This window comes from Brasilonema angustatum (assembly GCF_059505445.1).
Window position 1 is genome coordinate 48,554 of sequence record NZ_JCACKO010000025.1, and the last position, 11,725, is coordinate 60,278.

The 11,725-nt window shown below is 45.3% G+C and carries 8 protein-coding genes; 6 read left to right on the plus strand and 2 right to left on the minus strand.

Translation table 11 applies throughout. The features are described from left to right. Position 1 precedes the first annotated feature (1 nt). The 6 genes from AC5JM2_RS06470 to AC5JM2_RS06495 all read left to right on the plus strand — a co-directional run bounded on the left by AC5JM2_RS06470 (position 2) and on the right by AC5JM2_RS06495 (position 8,891). On the plus strand, positions 2-1,018 hold the full coding sequence (locus AC5JM2_RS06470) for a SpoIIE family protein phosphatase (protein ID WP_495834080.1): 1,017 nt from the start codon (positions 2-4) through the stop codon (positions 1,016-1,018). Further along, complete coding sequence (locus AC5JM2_RS06475) at positions 1,015-3,153, plus strand: ATP-binding protein (protein ID WP_495834081.1); 2,139 nt, start codon at positions 1,015-1,017, stop codon at positions 3,151-3,153. Before AC5JM2_RS06470 ends, AC5JM2_RS06475 begins: the two co-directional genes overlap by 4 nt. A 7-nt stretch (positions 3,154-3,160) precedes the next feature. Further along, positions 3,161-5,512 carry a hybrid sensor histidine kinase/response regulator gene (locus tag AC5JM2_RS06480; protein WP_495834082.1) on the plus strand — a complete coding sequence of 784 codons (2,352 nt, stop codon included), beginning with the start codon at positions 3,161-3,163 and terminating at the stop codon, positions 5,510-5,512. A gap of 43 nt (positions 5,513-5,555) precedes the next feature. Continuing rightward, complete coding sequence (locus tag AC5JM2_RS06485; RefSeq protein ID WP_495834083.1) at positions 5,556-6,140, plus strand: DUF411 domain-containing protein; 585 nt, start codon at positions 5,556-5,558, stop codon at positions 6,138-6,140. Positions 6,141-6,314: 174 nt separating this feature from the next. Next, complete coding sequence (locus tag AC5JM2_RS06490; RefSeq protein ID WP_495834084.1) at positions 6,315-7,286, plus strand: YegS/Rv2252/BmrU family lipid kinase; 972 nt, start codon at positions 6,315-6,317, stop codon at positions 7,284-7,286. Between the two features lie 30 nt (positions 7,287-7,316). After that, positions 7,317-8,891: a metallophosphoesterase family protein gene (locus AC5JM2_RS06495; RefSeq protein WP_495834085.1), complete on the plus strand. Its 1,575-nt coding sequence runs from the start codon at positions 7,317-7,319 to the stop codon at positions 8,889-8,891. A 139-nt stretch (positions 8,892-9,030) separates the two neighbouring features. Here the strand turns inward: AC5JM2_RS06495 and AC5JM2_RS06500 are convergent, their stop codons facing one another. Together AC5JM2_RS06500 and AC5JM2_RS06505 are read right to left on the minus strand one after the other, a co-directional pair. Then, the gene (locus AC5JM2_RS06500) at positions 9,031-11,100 is read right to left on the minus strand and encodes a DNA/RNA non-specific endonuclease (RefSeq protein ID WP_495834086.1); all 2,070 of its coding nucleotides are present in this window, start codon (positions 11,098-11,100) and stop codon (positions 9,031-9,033) included. 388 nt (positions 11,101-11,488) lie between these two features. Next, positions 11,489-11,725 (minus strand): hypothetical protein (locus tag AC5JM2_RS06505; protein ID WP_495834087.1); only part of this gene is annotated, 237 nt, incomplete at its 5' end.

The window sequence follows — 11,725 nt, forward strand, 5'->3', positions numbered from 1 at the left end:
GATGATCACACAAACCCTCGCCCTACGAGTTCTTGAGCCAAGTCAAGCAGGTGAAGCGCGACGGAGTGCGATCGCCCTAGCAATGAGTCTTGGTTTTAACGAAACTGAGCGAGGAAAAGTTGGTATTGTGGTGACGGAAATTGCAAATAACCTTGTGCAACATGCCAAGGACGGGTTACTGTTGCTACAAGTCATTGCCAAACACAACATTCAGGGTCTGGAAATCCTGGGATTGGACACTGGACCCGGGATAAGCAATATCAGCGAGTATATACGTGACGGGTTTTCGACAAGGGGAACTCCGGGAAATGGATTAGGAGCTATCAGCCGTCTTTCTAGTTTTTTTGATATTTATTCGATTCCGAATATGGGGACAGCCATCCTTTGTCACCTCTGGGCTAGTCCCATACCCAAAAGTTTATGCTCAAATCATCTGGAGTTAGGAGTAGTGTGCCTGCCAAAAGCGGGAGAAGAAGTTTCGGGCGATGCTTGGGCGTGCGAAATCAGTCAAGAGCGCAGTTTAGTACTCGTTGCTGATGGATTAGGTCATGGACCATTAGCTGCCGAAGCATCAACAAAAGCTGTGAGAGTGTTTGCGGAAAATATCCATCGCAGTCCTCAAGAAATTATAGCAGCAGCGCATCAAGCTTTACGAAGTACACGGGGAGCAGCAGTGGCGATCGCAGAAATCAACTTTGCAGATCAATCTCTTCGCTTCGCAGGGGTGGGTAACATAGCTGGCTCCATTTTTTGGTCTGGAGGTAAATACAATCTGGTTTCCTACAATGGAACAGTCGGGTGTGAAGTTCGCAAGATTAATGAGTTTAGGCACCAATGGTATCCTGGTGGACTTTTGATTATGCATTCCGATGGTTTAGGAACCCAATGGCGATTAGAACGCTATCCAAATCTCATCCATAAACATCCCAGTTTAATTGCTGGCGTTTTATACCGAGATTTTTACCGACTTCGCGATGATGTCACCGTGCTGGTTATCCGTGAGAATACATTGCCATGAGTACAATTCTCCTCACCTTGGAAATTCGCTACGAGCGAGATGTCGTCTTAACTCGGAAAATGGCACGCGAGGTTGCTCAAGCTTTGGGATTTGATACCCAAGATCAGGCACGTCTTGCCACTGCTGTGTCAGAAATTGCTCGAAATGCGTTTGTATATGCTAACGGGGGAAGCGTTGAATTTTCAGTAGATGACGAATCTCCTCAGAATTTCTGGATTAGCATATCAGACAAAGGTCCTGGCATTGCCAACTTGAAAGCGATTTTAGATGGGCAATTCACATCTACAACTGGGATGGGATTAGGAATTATCGGTGCTCGACGGCTGATGGATACGTTTAATATAGAGTCGATATCGAACCAGGGCACTCAAGTTTTGATGGGGAAGAGTTTGCCCAAGCGGCTTGCGAAACTGACACCCCAACGCTTACAACAGATTCAAGATGAGTTAGCAAATCGATCGCCGCAAAATCCGTTTGAGGAAATTCAGCGCCAAAACCAAGAACTCCTCGGCGCAATGGAAGAACTACGCAACCGTGAGGAGCAGTTAATTCATCTTAACAGCGAGCTAGAAGATACAAATCGCGGTGTCGTAGCTTTGTATGCCGAACTTGATGAAAAAGCTGATTTTCTACAACGAGCAAATGAACTCAAGACTCGATTTCTTTCAAATATGAGTCATGAGTTTCGCACCCCCCTGAACTCGATTATCTCTTTGTCTCGGATTTTGCTAGAGCGGATGGATGGTGATTTAACAAGCGAGCAAGACAAACAAGTCAGGTTCATTCAAAAAGGTGCACAGAGTCTGTTGGATTTAGTCAACGACCTTTTGGACTTAGCAAAAGTAGAAGCTGGAAAAACAGTTGTCCATTCCAGCCAGTTTGAAGTTAGCGATTTGTTCGCTACTTTGAGAGGAATGCTCCGTCCCCTGCTTGCTCATAACTCCTCCGTGGCGCTGGTTTTAGAGGAACCTGTTGGCATTCCAACCCTTTACACTGATGAAGGTAAAGTTGCCCAAATTATCAGAAATTTCATCTCTAATGGGCTAAAGTATACCGAGCAAGGTGAAGTCCGAGTTGCAGCAATCATGACAGGTCACACCGTGACTTTCTCAGTAGCTGATACAGGTATCGGAATTGCACCACAGGATCAAAAGCGGATTTTTGAGGAATTTATTCAAATAGAGTCTAAACTCGCAAAAAAAGTCAAAGGAACAGGTTTGGGACTACCACTCTCGCGCAAGCTAGCAGAATTGTTAGGAGGAAGCGTCTGGGTTAATAGTGAATTCGGCAAAGGCTCAACGTTTTTTGCTTCTATCCCTCTGCTTTTTCCTGATTCTACCGAGGCTTCCTCAATGTCACAACCAACTTGGCAAATTGACCCGAGTCGCCAGCCGATCCTAGTTGTGGAAGACAATCCTCAAACCATTTTTACCTACGAAAAGTATTTTTACTCTTCTAATTATCAGATGATTTCGGCACGAACACTATTCCTTGCAAACCAGGCACTAAAAGTGCATAAGCCAGTGGCCATCATCCTGGATATTTTACTAGAAGGAGAAAACTCTTGGGCATTTTTAGCTGAAACAAAGAGCAATGCAGCAACTCGAAACATACCAATTATTGTCAGCACTGTTGTTGATAATCAGAAACAGGCGATCGCTCAAGGAGCTGATGCCTTCTTAATTAAACCTGTAGATAGATTATTACTGCTGGATAAACTCAATACACTGGTCAAACAAGGCAAGCAACAAAAACTCTTACTCATTGACGACGACTCAACATCTCGGTACGTGTTAAAGCAACTTTTAGCTACAACTTATCTGGAGATTATTGAAGCAGCGGATGGACATGAGGGCATTCGTTTAGCTCAAGTGGAAAATCCTTCTTGTATTCTCTTAGACCTAACTATGCCAGATTTTAATGGCATGGAAGTTCTAGAACAGTTAAAAAGTCATCCTGCAACTTGCACTATTCCCGTAATTGTCAATAGTTCAAAACAGCTGGAAGCCGAAGAAGAAAAATATTTGGCTGAACGTACTGTGGTCGTTCTTTCTAAGCAGACTCCTTCTGCGGAAGTCGCGATCACCCAACTACGAGAAGCCTTCACAAAAGCTGGGTTAATTTTAAATACCTAAAAAAACTATGTCCGAGCCGTTAGTTACTGTCTTACATATTGACGACAACGAAACCAATCGTTATGTTGTCGCTCGCGTGTTGCGAAACGCTGGCTTTGCAGTTGTAGAGGCAAACACGGGTGAGGTGGGGCTAAAGGCGATCGCTGAAGCTAAACCCGACTTAGTCATTTTGGATGTCCAGCTTCCTGATATTAGCGGCTTTGAAGTTTGTCATCAGATTAAATCTGACCCAGCTACCGCCACCCTTCCTGTGCTTCATCTATCTGCCCATTTTGTTGAAAGCCGCGACAAAGCTCAAGGATTAAATAGTGGTGCAGATGCTTACTTAGCACAACCCGTTGAGCCGATTGAGTTAATTGCTACGGTGAGAGCGTTACTGAGGATTCGGCGAGCTGAGGACTTAGCTTTATCTCGAGCGCAGGAGTGGCAAACAACTTTCGACTCGATTCGTGATGGCGTTGGGTTACTAGATAGCACTGGTCGATTCGTGCGCTGTAATAAAGCCATGAAGAAATTTTTGAGCAAACCGTTCAGCGACATCATCGGCACTCAGCATCAGGAACTGATGCTTTCGGCACTATCTGGCTGTCAGATCAATCCCTTCCTTCGTGTTCAAGAAACTCTACATCGTGAAAGCTTGGTTATTCACACTGGGGGACAGTGGTTTACAGTTACAGTAGATCCTGTGCAAGATAAGCATAGATCATTTCTTGGTGCTGTATACATTTTAGCTGATATCACAGCCCGCAAGCAAGCAGAAATAGCTTTGCGAGCAAGCGAAGAACGCTCCCGTCTGCTGTTGGAAAACGTCAAGGATTACGCAATTTTGTTCTTTGATACACAGTGGCGGATTACTGGGTGGAGTTTCGGAGCACAGAGTATTTTAGGCTATCAAGAATCAGAAATATTGGGACAATCCGCGTCATGCATTTTTACACCAGAAGACTTGCAGAAGGGGATAGACAAACAAGAACTGGCAAAAGCAGTGAGTGAAGGACGGGCTGAGGATGAACGTTGGCATATAAGGAAGGACGGCAGCCGTTTTTGGGCAAGTGGCATCGTCACACCCTTACGAGATGAGACTGGAAAGCTACGGGGTTACTGCAAGATTTTACGTGATTTTACGGAAAGAAAACGGCTTGAAGACGAACAAACTCGACTACTTGAGCGTGAGCAAGAGGCGCGAAGTGCAGCCGAAGCCGCCAATCGTATGAAGGATGAATTCTTGGCAACTGTTTCCCACGAACTACGCTCTCCCCTAAATGCGATGCTGGGATGGATAAAGTTACTTAATACTCGCAGCTTTGACGCAGCCACAACCACACGCGCAATGGAGACAATCGAGCGCAGTGCTAAGTCACAAGCCCAGCTGGTAGAAGATTTGCTGGATGTTTCTCGTATTATTCAGGGTAAGCTGCGGTTGAATGTTCGTCCCATTGAACTGGTTGGGGTGATCGAGGCAGCGCTGGAAACAGTTCGTCCAGCTGCTGACGCCAAAGAAATTCAGCTGCAATGGGTCTTTGATCCAGCTGCTGGTTTAGTAGCGGGTGACTCTGACCGTTTGCAGCAAGTTGTTTGGAATTTATTATCTAATGCAATAAAGTTTACTTCTAAAGGAGGACTGGTTCAAGTTCGGTTAGAATGTGTGAACTCTTATGTTGAAATTACGGTGACGGATACAGGGCGGGGTATCAGTCCTGATTTTGTGCCTTATGTGTTCGAGCGCTTTCGACAGGCGGATAGTTCCACAACCCGCATCTACAGCGGATTAGGACTGGGATTAGCTATTGTGCGTCACCTGGTAGAGTTGCATGGTGGAACTGTTCATGCAGAAAGTCTTGGTGAAGGACAAGGAGCAACCTTTACAGTTCAGTTGCCACTTGTTAAACAAAGCAAGATAGTAGGGGAGTTGTGGAGCAGCGAAGAAAATAATTCTGCCTCTTTAATAATGTGTAGTTCCACACCTGTGCCCATACTTGATGGAGTACGAATACTAGTAGTTGACGATGAACCTGATACGCGAGATTTTCTCGTCGCTGCGATAGAAATGTGTGGGGCGCAAGCAATTGCAGCTTCATCAGCAATTGAAGCAATTCGAGTGATCTTGCAACAAAAATTGGATATTTTGGTAAGCGACATTGGTATGCCAGGAGAAGACGGCTACACCTTAATACGTAAAGTTCGTATGCTGCCTAAAGATCAAGGTGGGGAGATTCCAGCAGTCGCATTAACAGCTTATGCCAGAGCAGAAGACAGGACGCGATCGCTCTCGGAAGGATTTCAAATGCATTTGTCTAAGCCTGTAGATCCAGATGAGTTAACAACTGTTATTGCGAGCCTAGTGAAAAAAAATATTTGACTAAAATTATATATATTACTGGATTTAGGAACTCTCAAATCAAATGCCCTACAAACTATTTCTTAAAAAATTTATTTATTCGTGGCAAAAATCGTTACGTCCCACTATGGGACGTATTGTTGCTAGAGTCGTGGTAACGATTTGTCTAACTGTTGGGATGTTGGGCATCTTGGGAAGCAATGCTTCTATGAGTTATGCTCAAGCTGCTTTTGCAACTTCTGTAGTTAATACTCAAAGTACTACCAGCCACATCCAGAATCAATATGTAACTGTATATCGCAGTCCCGACTGTACCTGTTGTGGTGGGTGGATTGACCACTTAAAAGGAAATGGTTTTAAAATTAAAGACATTCGCACACCTGACATTGAGGCTGTTAAACAAAAGTACAATGTGCCGGATAACTTGACATCTTGCCACACAGCAATTGTTAATGGATATGTTATAGAAGGACATGTACCAGCACAAGATATTAAACGACTGTTGCAAGAAAAGCCAAACGTGCTCGGCTTATCTGTGCCCCAAATGCCCGTAGGCACTCCTGGGATGGAGATGGGGAATCAAAAAGATCCATTTAATGTGCTTGCCTTTGATAACAAAAGCAGAGTTGCAGTATTTAATGAGTATTGAAGTTCACTGAAAATACTAGAGAAATCGAATCACAAAATATCTAGTAAGTGCCTGAAGTGTCTTCCAAAGGGAAGAAAGAAGCGACAAACCTGCCACAAGATGGAAGCTGAGAAGCTCTATGGTCAATTAAGATGATAAATTAATATTTTATTCATTAACCATAAGCTACACCCTATGAATCGTTCCGCGTGCCTTATCTTTAATCCAGTTGCTGGTCAAGGAGACTCAGATCAAGATTTGGCAAGTATTCGGGCAATATTAGAGCCAGAAATTGAGCTGGATATTCAACTGACAACTAAAGAAATCGGCGCAGAACAACTAGCCCGTGCAGCGGTTAAGCGGGGTGTAGATACGATTATTGCCTCGGGAGGAGATGGAACTCTCTCTGCAGCCGCAGGCGCTGTCGTGGGTAGCAATATTCCGTTTGGCATTATTTCACGGGGAACAGCAAACGCCTTTGCCACAGCATTGGGAATTCCTGACACGATCGATGGTGCGTGTAAAGTCATTTTGGGGGGAGTCACTCGGACTGTTGATGCAGCCGATTGTAACGGTAGTCCGATGCTATTGCTGACAGGTATTGGCTTTGAAGCAGAAACCGTAGAAAAAGCAGACCGACAAGCAAAAAATCGGCTTGGTGTTCTAGCATATATTCTTGCAGGACTTCAAGAACTGCGGAATTTTGAGAACTTTGATGTGGAAATTGAGACAGAAGAAAAAGTAATCAAAACTTCTGCAGGTTCAGTTACAGTCGCAAATGTAGCTCCTCCCTCTTCAATCTTGGCTCAGGGACCAGCAGGAATCATCGCAGATGATGGTTTGCTAGATCTAACAATAGTGGCTCCGGTGAATAAGGCGGGGGCGATCGCTGCAGCCTTTCATCTGTTTCAATCTGCTTCTGTGGGCAATGCAGCCGAGCGAAGTGACATTGGTTACTTGCGAGCCAAACAATTCAAAATCACAACTGATCCTGTGCAAAAAATTGTTGTCGATGGAGAGCTTTTAGGAACAACTCCCGTAGAAATTCGCTGCATCCCGGCAGGTTTGAAAGTCTTTGTACCGTCAATCGAAGAAGAAGAACCTACAGAGAAACTGGAGGGACTACCAAATTTGATAATTGAGGAGAAACAACCTGCTTCTGATTAAAATCAGAAATGTATTTAGGAGAAACTTGCGTTGAAACTCGTATCCGATCCGGCAATTGCCGACAAAATTCGCAAGATGAAGCAGCGAGTGCGGTGGCAAGACCCTGCAATTATGGAAAGGGGAATTGACCAAACTCAGCTCGTATTAGACGATAAAAGATCTGACGAAGCAGAATTCTCGTTTTTGGTTGTGGGTGATAGCGGTTCCGGGGCACACCCAGGACATAATCCTCAGCGACAAGTAGCCAAACTGATGCAACCCCATCAGCAAGAATGCAGTTTTATGTTGCATACAGGTGATGTTGTCTATCTGGTGGGGTCAAGCGAGTATTACCAGAAAAACTTTATCAAACCTTACCGAGAGTTTCTTCTGGGGGGAGAGGACTACCGGCGCATTGCTTATGACCAGATGATTTTCAAACAACCAATCCTACCCGTACCAGGAAATCACGATTACTATGACTTGCCACTTATCTTTGGCTTGGCATCCTTGGCAACAATGCCAGTACGTCACTTATTTCCATCAAAGCTAAACTTTGATGTTGGTGGTCATGGTTCATGGAAAGGTGACGCTTATGCAAAGGCGTTTCTGGATTACCTCAAAGCATTTATGCTTCCAGGAGATTTAGCTCGTCACCTAGACGAACATTACACCGCAAAAACAGATACAGGGCGCTGTCTGCGCTATGAGCCAGGGCGCTTTACCCGCCTTCCCAATCGTTACTATAGTTTCCGCTACGGTGGAATTGACTTCTTTGCATTAGATTCCAATACGTTTAATGCTCCGCTTCCCATACCCACAACCCAAGAAGGAGACGCTTCTCGCCAGCAATTGGAGAAGCGCCGTGATGAACTGGAACGGCAGAAGATGCAATTTATGGAGGAATCAGCAAAACTGAATCCGGATAACCACAGCGAAGCTGAGCAACTAGATGATATGCAGCATCAGGTATCACAAATTGAGGAAATGATTGTTGATATTGATAAGCAATTAACCTCGGACGAAAAAACGGTCACCGATATCGACCAGCTCGAATGGCTCAAGCACAGACTGATTAAATCTTGGAATACCGCAGATGTGCGAGGACGAATCATTTATTTCCATCATCCTCCCTACGTAAGTGAAGCAACAAAATGGGAGCAGTCACAGACCTTGGCAGTGCGCGATCGCCTGCGTGATGTCCTAAGCGCAGTTGCTAAAGTTGTAGGTTCCAACAGAGGCGTAGGCGCTTCGCCTTCCCGCAGGGATCGTCCGCTAGTCGATTTAGTCTTGAACGGTCATGCTCACTGCTTGGAACATCTTGAAACCGTGGACATGGGAAGTGCTGATTCTGGTATTCATTGGATTGTCTGCGGTGGGAGTGGCCATAGCCTGCGACGACAGCGGAGTGAGGGACCAGATTTGATGGAAAACCAAAAGTTAGTGGCGCATTCTCGCCTGTTTGTTGGTCGAAACGGGCATGGCTCTCAAAAGCGAAGACCTTACTCATGTCTGCGTATTGATGTTAAGGAAGGTTCCACACCCAAGTTTATTGTCCGCCCCTTAGTTGCTGAATGGTATCAGCGAGAGTGGCACAATTACGAAATGCAGTCATTTCAGATTTGACTTGGGTGCAAGACCTATCTCAACGATACTGCATTGCCTCCTGAGAATTACTTAGAAATGAACCGCACCAGAGCGAATTTGCGGTGTGGATTTTCCCCCCGCAAAGTTCGCGGTGGACGCAGAGGAAATACAGGAGCTTTTAGCGGCGAGGGTGCTCAATGTCACCAAAGCCTCGCAATCTCCTTCCTTGAGAGTCACCAGTAAAGACATCAGCTTTACGGACTTCATTGGAGAACTTCAAGCCAATTCTGCTCTCCAGGTTCGCGACCGACACCTGGAAGTTATTGAATTGACCAACAGGTAGAAGCTCAAAGGGAATATTCTGAACGAATTTCTCCTGACTGACAACGTAGGCGCTAGAAGAAAGCTTGCGCTGTTTGTCTACTACTACAACAACCTTCCAGAAAAATTGTGGAACTTGAACTTTGCGATGAACTGGATCAGTTTGTTGGAAGATGGGACCTGTGAAAACAGTTGCTAGGAGATCATCTTGATCGGTGTTTGTGAGGATGAAGTTTTCTAGCCCCTGCCACAGCTGCTGTGATTGGTTGAACTGAAAGTATTGGGGAGAGCAATTTGTGAAGTGGAACGTGTCGCTGTTGGCTATCTTTGCCTCGCTTTGTTGTCCCCAAATTGGATCTTGTCTGCGGACGAGATGACCTCGATCAAAAAAGTTGCCTCCAGGTTCATTGCTGTAAAAGTCGTTTCCTACTTGCATCTCCAAGGAGATACGGGGGTCAAAAAACCATTCGTCATCGCTGCGGTCCAATCCAACCCACTGTCTGCCATCAATATTAACAGCAGTGTGGAAGGCTAAGCGACGAGTTTCACACATGACAATTGAGAAGTGCGTGTAGCGGAGGATGTTGTCCTGTGTGCCTTCTACCTGTGCAACTGGACCAAAGGCTAAAGCTGCTGGTGTCAATTCTGGTAGTGGAATAGTGACCCCAAGAAAATCAGGATTATAACCTTTGCGACCTTCATAGTGACTCAGTGGGCGAACACTTCCGCCAGAACTTCTAGTACCGGATCTAAGAGAATTTATGCTCTGGGGTTGGATGAGAGTCTCTCCAACTGGGGCAGGAGTACTGATTGTTGAAGTGACCACGCTTTCGCGGGGAGTCGTATTCGGAAATATGCGGATACCCTTAGCGTCTTCAAGGAAAGCTTGAACCAACTGGGAGGCGGAATTCTCCTGTTGAGTTTGGATTTTGTTTACTTGATCCAGAATTTTGCTTGTCCGAACACCCTCATTCGCAATCCATTTTATTTGATTTTCATTTAGATTTTCTGCCTCTTCCTTGGCTACCCACTCGCCGTTAGTCAGTTGAATTTCTTCAACCCCTTCATGGGTGCGAGTTTCTACTACACTTCTATGGTGAATGGCAACCACCTGCCAGTTATCGTTGAGAGCCGGGGAACCGGAAGATCCAGGAGCCGTGTCGCTGGCATACCAGAGAAAATTGTCTTTAAGGGCATCCTGGTTATCACCAATCTTAAGGACTTTGTTTTCCCGAATAGCAATTTGCTTAAGTTGACCATCCGGGTGTTGGATGACGGTGACGAATTCTAATGGTTCTACCTTGTGAAGCGTAGGATCGAGACGCAAAAACCCGTAATCTGCCAGTTGAGCTTCTCCATCATCCGAGGTTTCAGCAACGGCGACTAGGGTAAAATCAAGCTCAGGATCGGTGATGAATCCTTCACCAGGAGTCAGATCAAAAGCTTTCCCTTGATAAATTTTACCGCTAATGTCCATCTCGTAGCCAAACTGGGCTGATGCTAGCATTGCTGCATCAACAGATTTAATCACATGATGATTTGTAATCAGCAGGCGAGGAGATACCAGAAAGCCAGTCCCCCAGCTTCCATTTGAGCCAAACGAATTTCCAACCCAAATCCGGCAAACTGCACGGGCCGCTAGCGTCCCCTTTTGGAGGAAGTTAACGGGCAGCAGGTCATTACGCCCAAGAATACGCTCTAGGTCAAAGGAGGATACTCCAGAACCACTCGCCGCGATGTTCCCGATTCGCCTGGATAAAATTGTTACAGGATCGGCTCTGCGATAATCCGGAGGCTTGACGCTACGCGTATCGCGCTGCTCTATGTTGGACAACAAAGTTTCCTGGCTTGTGGAAACTTCCTGGTTCCGCAAATACTTTAGCTTGTCGAGAAAGTCGAGAGCGTAGGTTACTGTCTTAACAGACATAAATTTTTAAGACTCCATAAAGCTGACTTGTTTATAACCTCTGAATAAAAATTTGAAATCAATTTCAGATTGATTTTTTCTACAATTTTAGATATAGGATTTACGCACGAGTCACGAAAGAACAAGACTGTAAGATTGCTTCGTTACGTCGCAATTAGGTTGATTTTTATTTGCCTATATAAAGTTTACGTGTTACTACTGAATAATAGTCATCCTTTTAGGGCTTAGGCAAAAATCGCCAAAAAGCTTAATTTATCGTATCTCCTGCACAGACGCTGCGCGTTAGCCCTCTGGGCGTGCGCCCTTGGCGCATACCGGCTTACTGAGATCTTGCACCTCGACCTGAGTACGCCTTGAACTTCAGTTCAAGGCTTATAGCCAAAGTCCGTTAAAACTGATATCTTGCACCATTCTCAATTATCCATACTGCCAGCCATTGACAGCAAGGTCTAAACCATTTTTGCGAGCCAATTGTCGAAGTCGTTTCATCTGGAGTAACAATTTCACAAGTACTAAATGTGGAAACAAATTTTCCAATGCGATACGCCCTTGGCGTCTGCGCTCCGCGCAATCGCTGCCAATTCACCCCAATCAGGTAGACCAGTATAATCTGACCATAAGTATG

What these genes read in the sequence shown, in the direction of transcription:
- AC5JM2_RS06470 (WP_495834080.1), top strand. Translation starts at nt 2, where the DNA reads ATGATCACACAAACCCTCGCCCTACGAGTTCTTGAGCCAAGTCAAGCA.
- AC5JM2_RS06475 (WP_495834081.1), top strand. Translation starts at nt 1,015, where the DNA reads ATGAGTACAATTCTCCTCACCTTGGAAATTCGCTACGAGCGAGATGTC.
- AC5JM2_RS06480 (WP_495834082.1), top strand. Translation starts at nt 3,161, where the DNA reads ATGTCCGAGCCGTTAGTTACTGTCTTACATATTGACGACAACGAAACC.
- AC5JM2_RS06485 (WP_495834083.1), top strand. Translation starts at nt 5,556, where the DNA reads ATGCCCTACAAACTATTTCTTAAAAAATTTATTTATTCGTGGCAAAAA.
- AC5JM2_RS06490 (WP_495834084.1), top strand. Translation starts at nt 6,315, where the DNA reads ATGAATCGTTCCGCGTGCCTTATCTTTAATCCAGTTGCTGGTCAAGGA.
- AC5JM2_RS06500 (WP_495834086.1), bottom strand. Translation starts at nt 11,100, where the DNA reads ATGTCTGTTAAGACAGTAACCTACGCTCTCGACTTTCTCGACAAGCTA.